At 36.1% G+C, this 19,667-nt stretch carries 20 protein-coding genes and 1 tRNA gene; 16 read left to right on the top strand and 5 right to left on the bottom strand.

Going from position 1 to position 19,667, the window contains the following annotated elements; all coding sequences use genetic code 11:
• Positions 1 to 14: 14 nt before the first annotated feature.
• The 5 genes from E1750_RS04175 to E1750_RS04155 all read right to left on the bottom strand — a co-directional run bounded on the left by E1750_RS04175 (position 15) and on the right by E1750_RS04155 (position 4,157).
• Positions 15 to 88: transfer RNA gene (locus E1750_RS04175), tRNA-Arg, on the bottom strand.
• Positions 89 to 197: 109 nt separating this feature from the next.
• On the bottom strand, positions 198 to 338 hold the full coding sequence (locus E1750_RS04170; RefSeq protein WP_133275561.1) for an SsrA-binding protein: 141 nt from the start codon (positions 336 to 338) through the stop codon (positions 198 to 200).
• Between the two features lie 63 nt (positions 339 to 401).
• Entirely contained in the window at positions 402 to 2,240 is a 1,839-nt protein-coding gene (locus E1750_RS04165; protein ID WP_133275560.1) for a M56 family metallopeptidase, read from the bottom strand.
• 1 nt (position 2,241) lies between these two features.
• Entirely contained in the window at positions 2,242 to 2,601 is a 360-nt protein-coding gene (locus E1750_RS04160; RefSeq protein ID WP_133275559.1) for a BlaI/MecI/CopY family transcriptional regulator, read from the bottom strand.
• A gap of 329 nt (positions 2,602 to 2,930) precedes the next feature.
• On the bottom strand, positions 2,931 to 4,157 hold the full coding sequence (locus tag E1750_RS04155) for an MDR family MFS transporter (protein WP_133275558.1): 1,227 nt from the start codon (positions 4,155 to 4,157) through the stop codon (positions 2,931 to 2,933).
• A gap of 253 nt (positions 4,158 to 4,410) precedes the next feature.
• Between E1750_RS04155 and E1750_RS04150 the strand changes: the two genes are divergently transcribed.
• From E1750_RS04150 to E1750_RS04075, 16 genes are all read left to right on the top strand, one after another.
• Complete coding sequence (locus E1750_RS04150; RefSeq protein WP_133278074.1) at positions 4,411 to 5,013, top strand: DUF1684 domain-containing protein; 603 nt, start codon at positions 4,411 to 4,413, stop codon at positions 5,011 to 5,013.
• Positions 5,013 to 5,690 (top strand): TatD family hydrolase, encoded by a 678-nt coding sequence (locus E1750_RS04145; protein WP_133275557.1) that lies wholly within the window; start codon positions 5,013 to 5,015, stop codon positions 5,688 to 5,690. The genes E1750_RS04150 and E1750_RS04145 overlap by 1 nt, the downstream gene beginning before the upstream one ends.
• A 6-nt stretch (positions 5,691 to 5,696) precedes the next feature.
• Entirely contained in the window at positions 5,697 to 6,410 is a 714-nt protein-coding gene (locus E1750_RS04140) for a tRNA threonylcarbamoyladenosine dehydratase (RefSeq protein ID WP_133275556.1), read from the top strand.
• An 82-nt stretch (positions 6,411 to 6,492) separates the two neighbouring features.
• Entirely contained in the window at positions 6,493 to 7,419 is a 927-nt protein-coding gene (locus E1750_RS04135; protein WP_133275555.1) for a geranylgeranylglycerol-phosphate geranylgeranyltransferase, read from the top strand.
• Complete coding sequence (locus E1750_RS04130; RefSeq protein WP_133275554.1) at positions 7,412 to 7,996, top strand: Maf-like protein; 585 nt, start codon at positions 7,412 to 7,414, stop codon at positions 7,994 to 7,996. Before E1750_RS04135 ends, E1750_RS04130 begins: the two co-directional genes overlap by 8 nt.
• An 11-nt stretch (positions 7,997 to 8,007) precedes the next feature.
• Complete coding sequence (locus tag E1750_RS04125) at positions 8,008 to 8,538, top strand: mechanosensitive ion channel domain-containing protein (protein WP_133275553.1); 531 nt, start codon at positions 8,008 to 8,010, stop codon at positions 8,536 to 8,538.
• A gap of 43 nt (positions 8,539 to 8,581) precedes the next feature.
• On the top strand, positions 8,582 to 11,113 hold the full coding sequence (locus E1750_RS04120) for a PIG-L family deacetylase (protein WP_133275552.1): 2,532 nt from the start codon (positions 8,582 to 8,584) through the stop codon (positions 11,111 to 11,113).
• 121 nt (positions 11,114 to 11,234) lie between these two features.
• Positions 11,235 to 12,959, top strand: coding sequence for a sodium:solute symporter (locus E1750_RS04115; RefSeq protein WP_133275551.1), 1,725 nt, complete (start codon positions 11,235 to 11,237; stop codon positions 12,957 to 12,959).
• Positions 12,960 to 13,192: 233 nt separating this feature from the next.
• Positions 13,193 to 14,428, top strand: a complete 1,236-nt coding sequence (gene sqr, locus E1750_RS04110) for a type III sulfide quinone reductase, selenoprotein subtype (RefSeq protein WP_133275550.1) — start codon at positions 13,193 to 13,195, stop codon at positions 14,426 to 14,428.
• 30 nt (positions 14,429 to 14,458) lie between these two features.
• Positions 14,459 to 14,770, top strand: coding sequence for a TusE/DsrC/DsvC family sulfur relay protein (locus E1750_RS04105; protein ID WP_133275549.1), 312 nt, complete (start codon positions 14,459 to 14,461; stop codon positions 14,768 to 14,770).
• 15 nt (positions 14,771 to 14,785) lie between these two features.
• Positions 14,786 to 15,289: a DsrE/DsrF/DrsH-like family protein gene (locus E1750_RS04100; RefSeq protein WP_133275548.1), complete on the top strand. Its 504-nt coding sequence runs from the start codon at positions 14,786 to 14,788 to the stop codon at positions 15,287 to 15,289.
• A 277-nt stretch (positions 15,290 to 15,566) separates the two neighbouring features.
• Positions 15,567 to 16,547: a GTP 3',8-cyclase MoaA gene (gene moaA / locus E1750_RS04095; RefSeq protein WP_133275547.1), complete on the top strand. Its 981-nt coding sequence runs from the start codon at positions 15,567 to 15,569 to the stop codon at positions 16,545 to 16,547.
• Positions 16,548 to 16,603: 56 nt separating this feature from the next.
• A complete protein-coding gene (locus tag E1750_RS04090; protein ID WP_133275546.1) occupies positions 16,604 to 17,779 on the top strand; it encodes a molybdopterin molybdotransferase MoeA in 1,176 nt (391 codons plus the stop codon).
• A gap of 230 nt (positions 17,780 to 18,009) precedes the next feature.
• Positions 18,010 to 18,342: a winged helix-turn-helix domain-containing protein gene (locus tag E1750_RS04085; protein ID WP_227873957.1), complete on the top strand. Its 333-nt coding sequence runs from the start codon at positions 18,010 to 18,012 to the stop codon at positions 18,340 to 18,342.
• Between the two features lie 2 nt (positions 18,343 to 18,344).
• Positions 18,345 to 19,076, top strand: coding sequence for a sulfite exporter TauE/SafE family protein (locus E1750_RS04080; protein WP_133275545.1), 732 nt, complete (start codon positions 18,345 to 18,347; stop codon positions 19,074 to 19,076).
• On the top strand, positions 19,076 to 19,666 hold the full coding sequence (locus E1750_RS04075) for a molybdenum cofactor guanylyltransferase (protein ID WP_133275544.1): 591 nt from the start codon (positions 19,076 to 19,078) through the stop codon (positions 19,664 to 19,666). The genes E1750_RS04080 and E1750_RS04075 overlap by 1 nt, the downstream gene beginning before the upstream one ends.
• Position 19,667 lies beyond the last annotated feature (1 nt).

Here is a 19,667-nt window from a genome sequence, read left to right as displayed (position 1 = left end):
TTTTCATTATTTTGTGACCTCGACTGGATTCAAACCAGTAACCTTCTGAGCCGTAATCAGATGCGCTATTCAGTTGCGCCACGAGGCCTTTTTTGTGGGTGCAAATATAGGTAAATTTTGTAATCGTACAAACCTAAATGCTAAATTATATCAATTTTTTTTAAAATCTGAAATCAAATATCTGAAATCTGAAGTCATCAATCTAATGCTCTTGTAGTTACGTAATAGCGATAACCAATGATGGCCATTTGCCATTTCTTGGCTTTGGTAATATCCAAGCCATTTTTAGTAAAACTAGGAAGAATAAGCTTATTGATTTTGGCTAGAATTTTGAACATAGGTAGATTTTTTTTTGCAAAAATAGAAAAGACCACTGAATTCAGTAGTCTTTTCTATTTTTATTATGAGAATAATTTAGATTTCAGTGATTGTTTTGCTTTTTCAAGTTCCACTTTTGCTTGTTCATTTTTGACTTTCATTCTTTCTACACTAAATCTTGCTTTCAATAGTGTTTTATACATTTCGAGCCATCGCTCTTTTGAAAAAACAGTTTCGTTTCCTGTGTTTTCTATTTCACCTTTGTCTAGTTCTGATTCTTTTTTAGCTTTGGATGGAGACATTTCTAAACCATCAGTATTTTCTTTGGTGATAATTTCAAGAACTCCGTTTTCGCCACTTTTACCATACTTGTCTATCGCTTTTTGTCCTTTTAATACATTCATACTTTGTATTAAATTTGGATCTAATTTGTTCAAATCTTCTAAAGTTGATAGGGTTCTTATGCCGTTAAGAATAATGAGTGGTTTTTCTTTTGATATTGTTTTGGTTTCAAAATTATCCGCCAATATATTGATTTTCTTCGTAGTTATCTTAACATTATTTTCAAAGGTATTGACTTCTACTTTGTCAATAGCATTTGGATCTAATTCTGAAAATGCGGCATTGGTCGCTTTTACACCGTCAATGTAAATGTCTTTGTCTGTTATCTTAACTGATTGTACAGCAGTTGCAGTATTAACAGTTAAATCAGTTATAGGATACTTTGAAACGATCACTTTTCCGTTGATTTTAGAATTATCCAATTCTAAAAAACCCATTTTATCACCGTCTACGAAAAATGCAAAACTTTTAATTGGTTTCGTCCCTTTTATTTCAGTAGCTCCAGAAAGCCCTTCTTTGCCTGTATAGGTAACTTTAATTGCTGTGATTTCTCCATTCGAATTTCTCTTTATTTTCGAAAATTTCAAAACCACATTGTAATTTGATTTTGCGACCGATGAAGATTCTTTGATTTCTTTTTCGGACCTATTTTTATCAATAACAATATAAAAGGGTATTTCTTTATTGGTAATTTCTTGTTTTGATGACTCTTTTTTTTGCGCAATGACTTTAATCTGAAATAAGAATACAAATGCACCTAGTAATGGAATGATAAATAAATACTTCCAATAATTCCTTTTGTTTGATTGATTTTTGTTTAACATAACGATTCGTTTTTTGATTAATGATTGATAAAAATGATTGGTAAGGACAACACAATTTTCCTGTGTCGTAATTTTTAGAAGCGTCAGTTGATAGGCTTTTTTGTCGGATATGCTTTTGGAAGCTTCGCTGTCGGCGATGAATTCCAGGTTTTGAACGATAGCTTTTTTATACAACCACACTAGCGGGTTGAACCAAAATATTACACAAAAAAAACTAGAAATCAAAACGTCAATCGTGTGATTTTGTGCACTGTGAACTTTTTCGTGTTCCAAAATGTTTTCCAATTCCGTGTCGCTGTATAGTGATGAGTTATACACGATAGAATTGAAATAGGAAAAAGGAGCGATGTTTTCGCTAACGTCAATAAACTTAAAATCGGCTTGCCGCTGAATGGTTTTGCCTTTTAAAACTTTGGATAAACTGCGAAAATCAAAGGCAAATTTCAATAAGAAACCCAGAATCCCAATCGAATAAACAACTGCAGAAATTAAATACCAATTGATTTCGAAAGTTTCCTCTTCTATTGAATTGGTAACTGGAATTTTCGACCAGTCGAAAGTGTTCGGACTTGGGTCAACCCAAACTATTTTTGTAAAAACAACCGCAGGCAATACTACCGAGCTGATTAATCCTGCCAATAAAAACCAACGATTGCTGTTGAAAAAAGTTTCCTTTCGCAACAAAATATAATAGGAAACATAAAACATTCCTATTAATCCACTGGATTTGACGAGGTAAATGAATAGCGTTTCCATACTATTGCTTTTTTTCTATCATCGCTAAAATCTCGCGTAATTCTTCCGCTGAAATCTTTTCTTCTTTGGCAAAAAACGATACCATATTTTTATAGGAACTATTAAAATAAGTATCGATTGCCGTGTTCATAAATCGCTTTCTGTAATCTTCCATTTTCACGATAGGGAAGTATTGGTGCGTGTTTCCAAAGGCATTGTGTGACACAAAACCTTTTTCTTCCAGGTTTCTGATAATGGTCGAAAGGGTATTGTAATGAGGTTGCTCTTCAGTGATTTCTGCCAGTACTTCTTTTACAAAAGCTTTTTCGAGCTTCCATAAAATTTGCATGATTTCCTCTTCTTTATTGGTCAGTTTTTGCATAGTTGTATCGTTTTTGTCATTCTGAGAACAAACATACAACTATATTTATAGTTAGAAAACTATTTTTATAGTTATTTAACTAAATTTTAAGTTTTAAATCTAAATTCGATTAATATCAAAAAGTTTAAACCACATAGTAAAAATATTATTTTCTAATAAAAAGGTGCTTTGCTTATCATAGAATTACTTCGTCCGTTCGTCCCGATAATTATAGGGACTCGGGTCATAGCTATGCGTAAATAAAATGCCTATGAAAAACTTTGTAAATTATATATTTCAATAATCTATGTGGTTATAAAATAGTAAGCGAACTCGGGGTTAAAAATAATTTATGCTGCTATTCTTTTCTCTGCTATCAGCATTCGATTCAGCCAAATACAGCAAATGGCGGCCAACATTCCCAAAGTTCCCATCACAACCCAATTGGTTTGATATCCAAAATGAGCGATGATATCCAATCCGGTTTTGGAACAAGCGATGTGCGCCAGGCTAAAACTCATTGTGTACAACCCCATATATTGGCCTTCCTGTCCTTTTGGAGCACGGTTTAAGGCAACGGCATTCGAAAACGGAAAGGCAAATATTTCTGCCAGGGTGAGTAATACAATACTAATGACCAAGATAACGGCCCAAGAGTCTAATAACAAAATATAATATCCTAAAGCTAAACACCAAGCACCATAGGAAATCATTTTAATTTTATTGATTTTTTCTCTTTCGATTCGGCTCACAATAGGCATTTCTAGCAGAAAAACCAGTAATCCATTCAGAGAAAGAAGCATTCCGGTTTGGAACTCGGTCAAGCCAAATTTTTCGTTATGATACAATGGGAGCGTGGTGAAAATTTGAAAAAACACCATGGCAATGATAAAAATGATAAACAATAATAACCAAAATGGTCCATCGCGATAAACCGATTTTGGTTTGATAATCGCGGGTTTTTCCCCAATGGCAAGCGGAATTCTTTTTTTCTCTTTGACCGTCAAAGCAAAAATCAGAATGGCAATTATACACGAACTACCATCGACCCAAAACAAACCTTGATAGCCCATTCCTAAAATAATCAAACCGCCTAAAGTGGGGCCGGCAGCAAAACCAAGATTGACAGCCAGACGAACCAAAGTCAAGGCGCGAACCCTATTTTCAGGTTTTGCATATACGCTAAGTGAAACAAACATTGCGGGACGAAACATATCGGCAATGGTCATAATGGCAAACATTCCCGCGCACAATCCCCAAAAACTTGTGATGTATTGCAGAATAAAAAACAGGATTCCACTGGTAAAAAGACTGAAAATCATAATCTTATAAAACCCAATTTTATCCGTCAATTTGCCCCCAAGCCACGAACCCAGCATAGAACCTAAACCAAAAGCCACCATAATCCATCCCACTTCACCGTATGTAAAATGTAGATTTTCCTTTAAATATTTGGATAAAAAAGGCAAAACCATCGTTCCCGCTCGATTGATAAAAGTAATGAGCGCCAGAATCCATACTTCACGTCTAAAGCCTTTAAAATTATTGATGTAACTACGAAGTCCAGTTCTAAGCATAGGGAAATTTCTTGTTTGCAAAGCTACAAAGATTTTTAGGAGCTTTTTCCAGCTATTCGTTGCAATCTTTTATTTTTTTAAAGGAAAAAAATAAAAGGATTTCCACTGCAAACGAAGTTCACTGAACTCCAATTAAAATAAAAGCTAGGTGAAGTACTCTGGGCTAGGATTCGCATAACAGAAATCATTCTTCCCAAAATATAAACGTTGTAGCTTTCTAACTTTTAAACTATTTTTGCTCAAAATAAAAATGATGAGAACAATCCTAACATTCCTTTTTTTAGCATTATTCAATTTTGGTTTTGGCCAAGAAAAATTTGAGGTCGCAGCTGTCGAAAAATTTCAAAAAGAATTGAATACGGAATTTGCCGATGCCAAGACAAGTCCATTGACAGCAGAAGATTTGGCAATATTCAAGAGTTTGGATTTTTATCCCATCAACGAAAAGTTCTTTGTGACGGCAAAATTTATCAGAACTGAAGATGAAAAACCGTTCGAAATGAAAACTTCCACAGACAGGAAGCCAATGTATGTAAAATATGGTGAAGCGCATTTTGTGATTGACGGAAAACCATTTCAATTGAATATTTATCAAAACATTGAATTATCCAAAAAAGAGGAATACAAAGACTATTTGTTCCTGCCTTTTTCTGATTTGACTTCCGGAAAAGAAAGTTATATCGGAGGGAAATATATCGATTTGAAAACGCCAACAACTGACACAATTGCTATTGATTTTAATACCTCGTACAATCCGCTATGTGCTTATAATCACAAATATTCCTGTCCTAAAGTGCCATTAGAAAACGATTTGAAAATCGAAATTAAAGCAGGAGTTAAGAAATTTCACGACTAATGAAATACTTCAATCTACATACACATCAATTCACCAATCAACCCGATGTATTGGAATTGGTGAATCAATATCCACAAGAATTTGATGGTGCGATTCCGTTTTATTCCATCGGAATTCATCCTTTGTACATTGACGAAAACCGATTGGAAAGTGATTTTAAAATTGTGGACGAAAAACTAGCTTTAACAGAATGTTTGGCTCTTGGCGAATGTGGATTAGATAAAAGAAGCGAAACTCCGTTTAAAGTGCAGCTATCTGTTTTCGAAAGGCAATTGGCTTTGGCCGAAAAACACCAAAAACCAGTCGTGATTCATTGTGTTGCCGCTTTTCAGGAACTCATCGAAATCAAAAAAAGATTGAAGATTAGTGTTCCAATGGTGGTTCACGGATTCTCAAAGAAAATAGAATTAGTCAAGCAATTAATAGACAATGGGTTTTATCTTTCTTTTGGAAAAAACTTATTGCGAAATCTCGAATTGGAATCGGTTTTTGTCAGCATTCCAAACTATAGATTCTTGTTGGAAACCGATATGGTCGAAGAAGGAATTCGAGCTGTTTATGCTTTGGCTGCAAAATATAAAGGATTAGAATTAAGTGAATTACAAGAGATTGTGAATAAAAATTATAAAACAGTTTTTGAATGTCACAAACCAAAAACAATAAACCACAAACCCTAAACAGAAATGGCAGAATGGACAGAAAGAGCTGAGCTCTTATTTAAAGCAGAAGGATTAGACAAATTAAAAAACTCCAATATTTTGGTCGTAGGATTGGGCGGTGTGGGCTCTTTTGCAGCAGAATTTTTGGCGAGAGCTGGTGTTGGGAAAATGACCATCGTGGATGGTGATATTGTCGATATTACCAACATCAATCGACAATTGCCAGCCTTGCATTCGACCGTCGGAGCGCCGAAAGTAACCATCGTAGGCGACCGATTAATGGACATCAATCCTGAATTGCAATTGACCAGAATTCGGGAATTTTTATCACCGGAAAGAGCCTTCGAGATTGTTTCTAACGAATACGATTATGTACTAGATTGCATCGATAGCGTTACTCCAAAGTTGAATTTGATCATTGCCGCCAAACGCAAAAGAGTTAAAATCATTAGCAGTATGGGAGCAGGAGGAAAGATGGAAGCGGCCAAAGTTAAAGTGGCTGATATTAGCAATACCATCAATTGTATGTTTGCCAAAACCATTCGCCGCAGACTAAAGAAAGAAAAAATAGACAAATTGAAAGTTGTTTTTTCATCAGAAATTCAAGATCAAAGCAGTCTGAAAATGACCGACGGTTCCAATTTCAAGAAATCTTTTTATGGTACTAATAGTTATATGCCGGGCCTATTTGGTTTGTATGCTGCCGAAACTGTGATTCAATATTTACTGAAGAAGTGAAAAATCTAAAAAATCTAAAAAATTTAAAATATCTAAAAAATTTAAAGAATCTAAAGCATCTAAATGCAATCTCCAATCTAAAATGAACTACCTAAAGCTCATTCGTTACCAAAATCTTTTGATGCTCGCTTTGATGCAGCTCATATTTCGATACGGTTTTCTGAAATTGCAAAATATTCCGTTGGCTTTGAACCATTGGCAATTTGGTTTGTTGGTTTTGGCAACAGTATCAATCGCTGCAGGCGGTTACATTATCAACAATATTTTGGATGTACAAACTGATTCCGAAAACAAGCCTGAAAGTGTAGTCGTAGGCAAATCGATTTCAGAAACAAAGGCTTATAATTGGTATATTGGTTTTACCGTTCTCGGTGTGGCGGTAGGGTTTTATTTGTCGAATGTTATCGACAAGCCCAATTTTGCTTCTATTTTCATTATTATTGCAGCAACGCTTTATTTTTATGCTACGAGCTTGAAACAAAGTTTGCTCATTGGCAATTTCATCGTGGCTTTGTTACTTTCGTTTAGTGTAATTATCATTGGAATATTTGATTTGTTTCCCATTACAAAGGAAGAAAATAGGCCCTTAATGAGTTTGCTTTTTGGTATTCTTTTGGACTATGCTATTTTTGCTTTTATCCTCAATTGTATTCGCGAAATAGTTAAAGATTTGCAAGATATGGAAGGTGATTCTAATCAGGGAATGAATACTTTACCTATCGCTTTTGGAAAGGTAAAAACAACTAAACTAGTTTTTGTATTGAGTTTAATTCCCATACTATTAATCGCGAATTACATCAATACCAACCTGTTTGCTTCGGGATTATTTTTTGCAACTTTATACGGATTGGTTTTTATTTTGGCACCGCTACTTTATTTTTCGATAAAACTTTGGTCGGCATCGACAAGCGGAGATTTTCACCATTTGAGCACTATTCTAAAATGGATTTTGTTTTTCGGAATCCTTTCGATTGTGGTTATCAACTTAAACATTAGGTACAATGCTTAAAATTAAATTACAAAAATACAAACTCATTTTAGCTTCAGGTTCGCCCAGACGCCAACAATTTTTCAAAGATTTAGACCTTGATTTCGAGATCAGGTTGAAAGAAATCGAAGAAATTTTTCCACCGGAATTGAAAGCGGAAGAAATTACCAATTATTTGGCTGAACTTAAAGCCAGCGCTTTCGAAGGAGAGTTGAACGATAACGAAATTCTGATTACCAGCGACACCATTGTTTGGCACAATAACAAGGCTTTAGGCAAACCAAAAGATGCGCAAGATGCTTTTGAAATTCTAAAATCCTTGTCGAATGCGACGCACGAAGTCATCACTTCGGTTTGTTTTAAAACCAAATTCGAGTCGAAAGTTTTGAGTGAAGTAACCCGAGTTACTTTCAACAAATTGAGCGATGAAGCCATTAAATATTATATTGAAAATTACAAGCCTTTTGACAAAGCAGGTGCTTATGGCATTCAGGAATGGATTGGTTTTGTAGCGGTTTCAAAAATCGAAGGTTCCTACGCCAATGTGATGGGAATGCCCACGGATAAAGTGTATGAATATTTAACTACATTAGCCTAAAAATTTGCGTTATGGAATTTTTAAATGATTACACCAAGGAAGTGATAGCAACTGGAATTTTGTTTTTCGTTGTTGTTTTGTCGCGATTAATCGTTTCAAAATTGGTGCGAAGCTTCGCCAAACGAAGTCAAACTATCGAAAAACGAACCCGTTTAGTACTCAAGTACATTCATTTATTAATGAATATCCTTGCAGTATTTGCTTTAATTATCATTTGGGGCGTTGAAACCAAAGATATTTTTGTCGTGTTTTCTTCCGTGGCAACCGTGGTTGGAGTGGCGATGTTTGCTCAATGGTCGATTTTGAGTAATATAACATCGGGCATCATTTTATTCTTTTCTTTCCCTTTCAAAATTGGAGACTCTATTTACATTCACGACAAAGATTTTCCCATCGAAGCCGAAATTGAGGATATTGGCGCTTTCCACGTGTATTTGAAAACCCAAAAAGGGGAAATTATAGTGTACCCAAATAATTTGATGTTGCAAATTGGAATCACAATTTTAAAACATCCTGACGAAGAAAAGGAGTTTACAGATTAATTAGTACATTTGAAATCAAAGCCAATAAAAAATATTAAGAAAAATGCTCAAAAACCTACTGTATTCGCTTGTTATAACCATTTTTATCTTTCCATTTTCTAATGCGCAACAACCTCAAAAATCGACTTCGGTTGAAATTTTTCATCAAATTCAGAAATTGAATTTTTTAGGTTCAGTGCTTTATGTTGCTGCTCATCCCGATGATGAAAATACCCGATTAATTTCTTATTTAGCTAATGAAACCAATGCGAGAACCGCTTATTTATCATTGACGCGAGGCGATGGAGGACAAAATTTAATAGGCCCGCAACTTCGGGAATTACTGGGAGTTATTCGAACCCAAGAATTGATCGAAGCGCGAAAAATTGACGGAGGAGAACAACTTTTTACACGAGCAAACGATTTTGGTTTTTCTAAAAATGCCGAAGAAACTTTGGAAATTTGGGACAAAGAACGAGTTCAAGCAGATATCGTATGGGCCATTCGAAAATTCCAACCCGATGTGATTATCAACCGTTTTGATCATCGTACTTCTGGTAATACTCACGGACATCATTCTGCCTCAGCCAAATTGAGTTTCGAATGTTTTAACAAGGCAAATGATGCTAGCATTTTTCCAGAGCAACTGAGTTGGGTACAACCTTGGCAACCCAAACGTCAGTTTTTCAATACTTCGTGGTGGTTTTATGGCAGTCAAGAAAAATTTAATGCGGCGGATAAAACGAATATGTTGTCTTTACAAACGGGCGTTTATTATGCCTCAAAAGGAAAATCCAATCAGGAAATTGCTGCTTTGAGTCGCAGTCGCCATCAATCACAAGGATTCGGGAGTACCGGCAGTCGGGGTGAAGAAACCGAATATTTAGAATTCATAAATGGAAGTCCCTTGCAGAACAAATCGTCCATTTTTGAAGGAATCGATACCAGTTGGAATCGAATAAAAGGAGGGAAGCCTATTGGGGAACTTTTATCAAAAATAGCCGCGGACTTCGATTTTAATACTCCATCTTCCAGCATTCCTGATTTGGCGAAAGCCTATACGATGATTAAATCTTTGGACGAAAATCATTGGAAACCAATAAAATTAGAAGAAATCAAAAATACTATCGCGGCTTGTGCCGGGCTATATCTTGAGGCTGTGGCACAAAATCAAGAAGTCACCAAGGGAAGCCTAGTGAACCTAACAATTGAAGCCATCAATAGGAGTATGGTCCCTATGCAATTTGTGAGCGTGACCGCTTTGCCGGAACAGAAAGCGACAGTTAAAAATTTGCCTTTAAATTTCAATATCTCGCAAAAAACAACACTAGATGTTCAGTTACCCGCTGCAATTGATTATACGCAGCCGTATTGGTTGAAGGACAAAGGAACTGTGGGGATGTACACGGTCAGCGAACCCAAAAACATTGGAATTCCCGATATAATTCGAACAGTTAAAGTTGTTTTTAATATTCAAATCAGCGGAATCGAAATTCCTTTCGAGCGAACTGTTGTTTATAAATACAATGACGATGTCAAAGGAGAAATGTACAATTATTTGGATATTGTTCCGGAGGTGACCACCAGTATTCTGGATAAAGTTTCGCTATTTAAAGATACTAAAAAGAAATATATTGCTGTAAAAGTAAAGGCGGGAAAAGATGCAGTCAAAGGTGATTTACAACTCGAATTGCCCAACAGTTGGACGGTGCAACCCCGCAATATTGCTTTTGTTTTAGATAAAAAAGGAACCGAGCAAACCTATTATTTCGAAGTGACTCCGCCCAATGCTCCCGAGGAAGCGGTTGCTAAAAGCGTTGCCATTGTAGAGGGAAAAGTCTTTGACAATGAGCAAATCATTATCGATTTCAATCATATCACCAAGCAGCAAGTTTTGAAGCCGGCGGAATCTAAATTTATCCGTATGGATTTGAAAACCAATAACGAAAGAATTGCCTACATTATGGGAGCAGGAGATGAGGTTCCTAGCAGTTTGACCCAAATGGGGTATAAAGTAACACTGCTGAATCCCGAAGAAATTTCACCTGAAAAAATGGCAAACTTTGATATGGTTATAACAGGAATTCGGGCATACAATACCGTTCAAGCCTTGGCAAACAAGCAGACTATTCTTTTTGATTTTGTAAAAGGCGGAAAGATAATGCTAGTGCAATACAATAATCCAAATGATTTGGTTACAGAGTATATTGCCCCATTTCCTTTGAAAATATCTTCCGATCGTGTGACACAGGAAAACGCAGAAGTTCGGTTTTTGGCGCCCAATCATCCCGTTTTGAGTTCACCAAATAAAATTACTGCCAAAGATTTTGAAGGGTGGAAACAAGAGCAAGGTTTGTATTATCCGAGAGAATTCGATCAAGCATTTACACCCATTTTATCGTCTAATGATAAAGGGGAAACTCCTAAAAATGGAGCACTATTAATCGCTCCTTACGGAAAAGGACATTATATTTACACGGGTTTAAGTTTTTTCAGAGAATTGCCCGAAGGCGTTTCTGGAGCTTACAAATTGTTGTCGAATCTAATTTCTATTCAGAATGATGTGAAATTGCCTGCACAAAAAGTGAAACCCTAATACTTCTGTTATGATAACTAAAAAAGTAAAAACCTGGAAAAAAAGCTACACTTGGGTTTTGGTAGCCAATGTGATTTACATTTTGATTTTTTGTTTATTAATGAAGTTTTATTCTTAGCCTATGCAACTATTCGACTGGATTGTATTAATAGTAACCCTGCTTTTCATTGTGATTTATGGCGTTTGGAAAACGAAGGGGAGTAAAAATGTAGAAGATTATATTCTTGGCAACAATGAAACTCCTTGGTATACCGTGGGACTTTCGGTTATGGCGACGCAGGCCAGTGCGATTACTTTTTTGTCCACACCCGGACAGGCCTACCACGACGGAATGGGTTTCATACAATTCTATTTTGGTTTGCCTATTGCGATGGTGGTGATTTGCCTGACTTTCATACCCTTATACCACAAATATAAAGTGTATACCGCTTATGAATACCTCGAAAAACGCTTCGATTTAAAAACGCGTTCACTAGCGGCGATACTGTTCTTAGTACAAAGAGGATTAGGAACCGGATTGACCATTTATGCGCCATCAATCATTTTGTCGGCTTTACTAGGCTGGAATTTAACCTTGATGAACATAGTAATTGGGGTTTTGGTCATAATTTATACTTTTTCCGGAGGTACAAAAGCCGTAAATGTCACTCAGAAGCAACAAATGTTTGTGATAATGATGGGAATGTTTACCACATTTCTTCTCATTTTGTATTATTTACCCAATGATATGACGTTTAGCAATGCCCTGCATATTGCTGGCGCAAATGACAAAATGAATATCGTTGATTTTTCATTTGATCCGGAAGAAAAATATACGATTTGGAGCGGACTTACAGGCGGTTTTTTCTTGGCTTTGGCCTATTTTGGTACCGACCAATCCCAGGTGGGACGCTATTTGTCTGGGAAATCCGTCCGCGAAAGCCAAATGGGTTTGATTATGAACGGCTTGCTCAAAGTACCAATGCAATTCTTGATATTGCTTACCGGAGTGATGGTTTTTGTGTTTTTTCAATTCAATCCAGTGCCTTTGAATTTTAATCCCAATAATAAAATTAGTATCGATAAGTCTGAATATAAAGAGGAGTATCAGGTTCTAGAAAAAAAATTAGAAGCCTTATCCGAGGATAAAAAAGTAATCAACTTATTGTACATTGATCAGCTCAATCAGGATTATGACAATCCGACGCTGCGAAAGGAATTGGTTGCCTTATCGAGTAAAGAAAAAGATTTGAGAGACCACGCCAAAGAACTCATTCAGAAAGCCGATGACCGCAATGAGACCAATGATAAAGATTATGTTTTCTTTCATTTTATCCTGCATTATTTACCCAAAGGATTGATTGGTTTATTGCTAGCCGTAATCATTTCGGCGGCGATGTCCTCTACTGCTTCTGGCTTGAATGCTTTGGCTTCGACTACAGCTATCGATATTTACAAGCGCAATGTCAAAGCAGAAAAGAACGAAACGCATTATGTCAATGTTACCAAGTTTTTCACCTTATTTTGGGGAATTGTTGCCATCCTTTTTGCAAGTATTGGCACGCTATTCGAAAACTTGATTCAATTGGTTAATATCGTAGGTTCTATATTTTATGGTACCGTTTTGGGTATTTTCTTGGTCGGTTTTTATATTAAATTCGTTCAGGCCAAAGCTATTTTTTACAGCGCCGTTTTGAGTCAAATTGCCATATTTGTCATTTATTATTTCACCATATTTATTTACCCAAGTGGCGAAGAAAAATTGGGTTATTTGTGGCTCAACTTTATAGGAGCTATGCTGACCATTGTGATGTCGATGATGATGCAGTTTCTATTTTTTAGAAATAAAGCCACGGCTCAGATTTAAACAAAATTCTTTTTAGAAAGTAAAAATAGCATTGAGAAATCAGTGCTTTTTGTTGTTTTTGGAAACAGAGGGCTTTTTATAATTCGTAAGATTTTCGTTGATGCGAATTCACTTTTTGCACAATTCTGATAAAAATGAAGATAAATTAAAAAAATAAGCAGTTGTGTAACTATTGTTACCATCCTTGTTTTTTATTCCTACTACTTTTAACCTATGAAATTAGTAAAGTAGATATGAAAAAGTTAGTCATACTTGGTGCAGGAACAGCCGGAACAATGATGGCAAGTCACCTCATTAAAAAATTAAAAAAATCAGATTGGGAAATTACCATTGTCGACCAATACAAAACCCATTATTACCAACCAGGATTTTTGTTTTTGCCTTTTGATACCTATAAACCTGAGGATGTAAAAAAATCGATTGATGAATTTATTCCAAAGGGAGTAAAATTGATTCGAGAAAAAATTGATTTTATTGATAAAGACTCAGATACGGTTGTTTTAGAAAATGGTACAAAATTAACCTACGATATTTTAATTCTTGCCACCGGAACAAAAACCGCTCCCGGCGAAGTGCAAGGAATGTTAGGTGATTATTGGTACAAAACCATTTTTGACTTTTATACTTTCGAAGGAGCCTTGGCTTTGAGAGACAAATTAAGAGATTGGAAAGGGGGAAAATTAGTGATTCATATTACTGAAATGCCCATAAAATGTCCTGTTGCTCCCTTAGAATTCGCTTTCCTTGCCGATACATTTTTCATCAATAAAGGCATACGTGATAAAGTGGATATCACCTATGTTACTCCACTTTCTGGTGCATTTACAAAAGAAAAATGTACCACCGCTTTAACGTATTTATTAAAGGACAAAAATATCAAAATTGTACCCGATTTTGCTGTAGAACATATTGATGGAGAAAACGGAAAAATTGTGGATTACGGCGGTGAAGAAGTGCCTTTCGATTTGTTAGTGACCATTCCGACCAATATGGGAGATGATTTGATGTCAAGATCCGGCATCGGCGACGATATGAATTATGTTCCGACCGATAAAAACACCTTGCAAACAAAAGTGAAAGAAAACATTTTTGCTTTGGGCGATTGCACCAATGTTCCTGCCTCCAAAGCGGGTTCTGTGGCTCACTTTCAAGCTGAAATTTTAACCGAAAACATCCTTTTGTATATCGAAGGAAAAGAATTGAAACCCGATTTTGACGGGCACGCCAATTGTTTTATTGAAACAGGTCACGGAAAAGCGCTATTGATTGATTTTAATTACGAATACGAACCCGTCTCAGGTAAGTTTCCTTTTGCTGGGATTGGCCCCTTGAATCTGCTTACAGAATCTCGATTGAATCATTGGGGCAAATTGGCGTTCAGATGGGTTTATTGGAATATGCTGTTGCCAGCAAGAAAATTACCATTCATAACTCCAAAAATGAGCAAAGCAGGAAAGAATTTTGACTAAAAATAATGTTTAATATAAAATAAATTTAAGATGGAAAAAGTATATGCAGGGCAAACGGTTAGTGTGGACAAAGAAGGCTATTTAACCGATTTAGCTCAATGGAATAAAGACATTGCAATCGAAATTGGGAAAGAAGTTGGAATCAACGAGCTGACCGATAAACATTTTGAAGTCCTCGCTTATTTGCAAGATCAGCAACGAAAAGAAGTGGCATTATCAATAAGAGGTGTTGGGAAAAGTGGGATTGTCGATATCAAGCAATTGTATGAATTATTTCCTAAAGGGCCGTTGAAATTCTCCAGTAAAATGGCTGGAATCCCTAAGCCAAAAAGTTGTATCTAATTTAATTGTCAAAAGATGGAAATTAAAGAAAAAAAACCTTTAGAAAAAGTTTGTATTATTTGTGCTAAAGGTAATTTAGAAGATGTGTATGCAGCGCTAGTTATGGCCAACGGAGCTGTTATGGAAGGAATAGAAACTAATGTGTTTTTTACCTTTTTTGGACTTGAAGGAATTACCAAAAAATCGATGAATCATTTGCATACAGCCACAACAGGTAACCCCGCGATGAAAATGCCGGGAGGAATTCCTTTTCCAACAATGCTTGGCGGATTGCCTGGCGTAGAATCGGCGGTTTCAAGTATGATGAGAAAGCAAATGGAAGAATTGGGAATGCCTCCGGTAGATGAATTTCTGGAAATGATTACTGCTGGTGGAGGTTCGATTTATGCTTGTAAACTTGCCGTGGATATGTTCAAATTGACTAAAGACGATTTTTCGGATGAGGTGAAAGACATCATTACCATTGGGGAATTTTACGAATTATGTGACGGCGATAGAACCCAAATTATTTTTACATAGCTTTTTGATAGTTGGACTAAAAGGCGATGGTTTATTTTAAATCATCGCCTTTTTTATTTTTTTATGGTAATCTGAATTTTGGTTAAATTATCATTTGTGAAATAAATAGATTGATTTTTAGTTTTTTTTGATTTTTCAAGAATACTTAGTGCATTTCTTTGAAAAATGGCAAGCAGGTCGAATGAATGAAAAAATAATACCTTAAATTTGACTCCAAATAGATGGGCTTGCTATACTGCTAAACCCAATGCATTGCCAAGAAACAAAATAATTGAATATGTTGAAAGATAATTTTGGAAGAGCACACGATTACCTGCGGATTTCGCTGACCGATGTTTGTAATTTCAGATGTCAGTATTGCATTCCAGACGAAAATACCTCTTTTATGCCTTCATCTCGTTTGATGACGGTCGATGAAATTGATGCTATCGCCCGGGAATTTGTGAAATTGGGGGTGAACAAAATTCGCCTTACTGGTGGTGAACCTTTGGTTAGAAAGGACTTTGCTGAAATAGTTTTGGCACTTTCGAAATTTCCAGTGGAACTCACTTTGACTACAAACGGACTAAGAACCAATGAGTTTATTGACGTTTTCAAAAAAGCAGGAATAAAATCGATTAATGTAAGCCTTGATACGCTTGATAAAGAGCAGTTTTTTACCATTACCAAGCGCAATGTTTTCGAAAAAGTGTGGAACAACATTCAGCAACTCATAGATGAAGGGTTTCACGTCAAAGTAAATACGGTTGTAATGCGAGATTTCAACGATTCGGAAATCCTTGATTTTATCGAGTGGACGAAAAAACAGCCTGTTCACGTTCGGTTTATCGAATTTATGCCTTTTGATAAAAACCAATGGAACACCCAAAAAGTGTTTAGTTATCAGGAAATTATAGATGTTGCGGCAACAAAATACAGTTTCCTCCGAATGAAAGACGGTGCAACTGAAACCGCCAAAAAATTCAAACCCTTGGGTCACGAAGGCACTTTTGCCGTAATCAGTACAATGAGCGCTCCGTTTTGTGGCAATTGTAACCGAATGCGACTCACCGCCGATGGTAAAATGAAGAATTGTTTATTTTCTAAAGGCGAAGCCGATATTTTGACCGCACTCCGAAATTCAGAAGATATTGTTCCAATCATAAAGCAATGTGTCGCAAGCAAAGCCGAAGCATTGGGCGGACAATTTCAAGGCGATTATAAAAAAATTGACGCCACGAAAATTGACAACAGAAGTATGATAAACATAGGAGGATAAGCCTTTTTTTTGAACACCGTTATTCCTTTTTTGGCATATCGAAAATAAATATAAAAATGATAAATGTAAAAGAAGCCAAACAGCTAATAGACGAAAATTGCTGTGCATCGAAAGTAGTAACCTTGAGCCTGCTTGAAGCCAATGGGAGCATTTTGGCCGAACCTATTTATGCAGTAATAGACACGCCACCCTTTGATCAGTCGGCGATGGATGGTTATGCTTTTTCCTTCGAAAACTGGGATCAAAAAAGCAAATTGACGGTTATTGGCGAAATTCAAACTGGGAATTATTCGGATAAAATAGTAGAATCCAATCAAGCGGTACGAATTTATACAGGAGCTCCAATTCCACCGGGAACAGATACGGTGGTGATGCAGGAAAAAGTCAATCGCGATGGAAATTCGATTCAAATTCTGGATGCTTCATTGGTCTCGGGAACGAACGTTCGCCCCCAAGGTTCACAAACAAAAAAGGGAGAAATGGCCTTGCAAGAACAACAATTAGTAACACCCGTTGCGATTTCGTTTTTAGCAGGAATTGGTATTACTAAAGTAAACGTATTTTCGAAACCAACGGTCAGTATTATTGTAACCGGCAAAGAACTTGCTGGGGCAAATGATGAAATTTCAGAAGGTAAAATTTTCGAATCGAATTCCATTGGTCTGATTGCTGCCTTACAACAATTAGGGATAAACCCTGTTTCGGTTGAAGTGGTCGATGATGTTGAAGAAGAAATTGAAAAAGCCATTTCGAAACAATTGAGTTCCGATATTCTGATTCTTACAGGTGGTGTTTCGGTAGGCGATTATGATTTGGTTCCCGCTTCGTTAGGAAAATGTGGGGTTCAAAAAATATTTCATAAAATCAAACAAAAACCAGGTAAACCCTTTTATTTTGGACGTCACAATCAAACGCTTGTATTTGCTTTACCCGGAAATCCTGCGGCGGTAATGAGTTGTTTTTATGAATATGTGGTTCAGGCGATCAGCAGTTTTACACACAAAGAATATTTTAAGAAAATGGCATTGCCATTGGCTGAAGATTTTAATAAAAAAGCAGGTCTTACGTTCTTTTTAAAAGGAAAAATGGGAGAAAATAATGTGATGGTTTTGAACAATCAAGAAAGTTATAAACTCAATTCTTTTGCTGTGGCAGATTGCCTAATCGAATTTAGTGAAGAAGGTGAGAATTTCAAAAAAGGGGATTTGGTTAATGTGAGAATGATTTTATAAAGCGTCTTTAAAGTAAATTTTTTTAGCCACATAGATTTTTGTAAATATAATTAACATAGATTTTACTTTATCAGTTCGCTTCGCTAAAGTCATAGGCATTTTATTTACTCATAGCTATGAAGGCTATGTATAAGCAAAGCGTCTTTCAATAAAATAAAGATACTTTTTCTATGTGGTTTAAATTTTTTAATAACATTCAAGTTCAAATATAATAATGATAAATTTTTAAAATGAAAAATTTAATAATAAAAGGACATCTTTCGATAGAAAACAGCAAAGGCCATTTGATGGGAATGGGCAAAAAAGAATTGCTTGAAAAAATCAGGGAAACGGGTTCTATCAAAGCAGCGGCAACTGAAATGAAAATCTCGTATCGGCACGCTTGGGAAATGATCAAAAAAATGAATGCCATTGCAGACGCTCCTTTGGTGGTAAAAAATACGGGTGGTTCCAGTGGTGGCGGCACTGTGGTTACAAAAGAAGGTGAGGAATTGATCGCTTGTTACATCAAGTTGAATGCCGCTTTCGAAGCATTTAAAACACAAATTTGCAAAACTATTTAAGGATGTATTTAGAAATTATATTTTATGTGTTACTCGTTCTCGTTGCTTTTCTCTACTCTTCGGTGGGACACGGTGGCGCAAGCGGTTATTTGGCCTTAATGGCTTTATTTTCCTTTGCCCCAGAAACGATGAAACCAACAGCTTTGTTGCTCAATATTTTTGTTTCCTTAATTGCGTTTATTCAATATTATCGTGCTGGTTTTTTTAAGTGGAATTTGTTTTGGCCCTTTGCGTTAGCTTCTTTTCCTGCCGCTTTTATTGGCGGAATGATTACGGTCGATGCGGGCTGGTACAAAAAAATATTAGCAGTGTTGTTGTTGTTTTCGATAGTGCGATTATTGGGGATTCCATTCAAAACTGCCAAATTCGATCTGAAACAAAATGTCTTTTTAGCACTTTTGATCGGGGCCATCATCGGATTGTTTTCAGGAATGATAGGCATTGGCGGCGGGATTATTTTAAGTCCCATTATTTTGTTGATGCACTGGGCAGATATGAAAAAAACCGCTGCAGTTTCGGCTTTGTTCATTTTTGTAAATTCAATTGCAGGTTTTGCAGGACTTCTGACCAAAGGATTTGAATTTACAACCGAAATGGGATGGATGGTGGTCCTGGCATTAATAGGCGGAATTACGGGTTCTTATTTTGGTGCCAATAGATTTAAAAATGCCTTTTTGAATAAAATATTGGCAATGGTATTGCTGCTCGCTTCCATAAAATTAATTTTCACCTGATGATGAAAACCAATCTAAAAGACATAACCGGCTATATTCTGGCTGGTGGCAAAAGCTCCCGAATGGGAACCGATAAAGGCTTACTGCTCTTTGAAGGAAAACCAATGATTCAATATGTCATCGAGCAAATGCAGCCTATTTTTAGTAAAGTAGTTATTGTTTCTAATAATCCTGAATACGAAAAATTTGGATTCGAAGTGATTCCAGATTTGATAAAAGATAGTGGCCCGGCAGGCGGAATTTATACAGCTTTGAATCATTCTGATACGAAATTGAATTTTATGGTGAGTTGCGATATGCCTTTTGTAACTGCAGCAGCGATAGAATTTGTAATTAAAAATAGCGAAGAATCACAAATTGTTTTGCTTGAAAATAAAGCTAGAATCGAACCTTTATTTGGAATTTATGCCAAAGATTGTGAGCCAATTTGGTTGGAACTTATGGAACAAAAAGTGATTAAATTGCAGGAAATGGTGTTGCGCTTCCAGTTGAAGACCATTCCGGTTGAAAACAATGAGATTTTTGCAACCTCTTTTTTTAAAAACATCAATACAAAAGAGGATTTAAACAACGCATTAAACCGAATTTAAA

Source organism: Flavobacterium nackdongense, assembly GCF_004355225.1.
In the GTDB taxonomy this organism is placed as follows: Bacteria; Bacteroidota; Bacteroidia; order Flavobacteriales; family Flavobacteriaceae; genus Flavobacterium; species Flavobacterium nackdongense.
This window is presented reverse-complemented; position numbering and strand designations above follow the sequence as displayed.

What these genes read in the sequence shown, in the direction of transcription:
- E1750_RS04170 (WP_133275561.1), bottom strand. Translation starts at nt 338, where the DNA reads ATGTTCAAAATTCTAGCCAAAATCAATAAGCTTATTCTTCCTAGTTTT.
- E1750_RS04165 (WP_133275560.1), bottom strand. Translation starts at nt 2,240, where the DNA reads ATGGAAACGCTATTCATTTACCTCGTCAAATCCAGTGGATTAATAGGA.
- E1750_RS04160 (WP_133275559.1), bottom strand. Translation starts at nt 2,601, where the DNA reads ATGCAAAAACTGACCAATAAAGAAGAGGAAATCATGCAAATTTTATGG.
- E1750_RS04155 (WP_133275558.1), bottom strand. Translation starts at nt 4,157, where the DNA reads ATGCTTAGAACTGGACTTCGTAGTTACATCAATAATTTTAAAGGCTTT.
- E1750_RS04150 (WP_133278074.1), top strand. Translation starts at nt 4,411, where the DNA reads ATGAGAACAATCCTAACATTCCTTTTTTTAGCATTATTCAATTTTGGT.
- E1750_RS04145 (WP_133275557.1), top strand. Translation starts at nt 5,013, where the DNA reads ATGAAATACTTCAATCTACATACACATCAATTCACCAATCAACCCGAT.
- E1750_RS04140 (WP_133275556.1), top strand. Translation starts at nt 5,697, where the DNA reads ATGGCAGAATGGACAGAAAGAGCTGAGCTCTTATTTAAAGCAGAAGGA.
- E1750_RS04135 (WP_133275555.1), top strand. Translation starts at nt 6,493, where the DNA reads ATGAACTACCTAAAGCTCATTCGTTACCAAAATCTTTTGATGCTCGCT.
- E1750_RS04130 (WP_133275554.1), top strand. Translation starts at nt 7,412, where the DNA reads ATGCTTAAAATTAAATTACAAAAATACAAACTCATTTTAGCTTCAGGT.
- E1750_RS04125 (WP_133275553.1), top strand. Translation starts at nt 8,008, where the DNA reads ATGGAATTTTTAAATGATTACACCAAGGAAGTGATAGCAACTGGAATT.
- E1750_RS04120 (WP_133275552.1), top strand. Translation starts at nt 8,582, where the DNA reads ATGCTCAAAAACCTACTGTATTCGCTTGTTATAACCATTTTTATCTTT.
- E1750_RS04115 (WP_133275551.1), top strand. Translation starts at nt 11,235, where the DNA reads ATGCAACTATTCGACTGGATTGTATTAATAGTAACCCTGCTTTTCATT.
- sqr (WP_133275550.1), top strand. Translation starts at nt 13,193, where the DNA reads ATGAAAAAGTTAGTCATACTTGGTGCAGGAACAGCCGGAACAATGATG.
- E1750_RS04105 (WP_133275549.1), top strand. Translation starts at nt 14,459, where the DNA reads ATGGAAAAAGTATATGCAGGGCAAACGGTTAGTGTGGACAAAGAAGGC.
- E1750_RS04100 (WP_133275548.1), top strand. Translation starts at nt 14,786, where the DNA reads ATGGAAATTAAAGAAAAAAAACCTTTAGAAAAAGTTTGTATTATTTGT.
- moaA (WP_133275547.1), top strand. Translation starts at nt 15,567, where the DNA reads ATGTTGAAAGATAATTTTGGAAGAGCACACGATTACCTGCGGATTTCG.
- E1750_RS04090 (WP_133275546.1), top strand. Translation starts at nt 16,604, where the DNA reads ATGATAAATGTAAAAGAAGCCAAACAGCTAATAGACGAAAATTGCTGT.
- E1750_RS04085 (WP_227873957.1), top strand. Translation starts at nt 18,010, where the DNA reads ATGAAAAATTTAATAATAAAAGGACATCTTTCGATAGAAAACAGCAAA.
- E1750_RS04080 (WP_133275545.1), top strand. Translation starts at nt 18,345, where the DNA reads ATGTATTTAGAAATTATATTTTATGTGTTACTCGTTCTCGTTGCTTTT.
- E1750_RS04075 (WP_133275544.1), top strand. Translation starts at nt 19,076, where the DNA reads ATGATGAAAACCAATCTAAAAGACATAACCGGCTATATTCTGGCTGGT.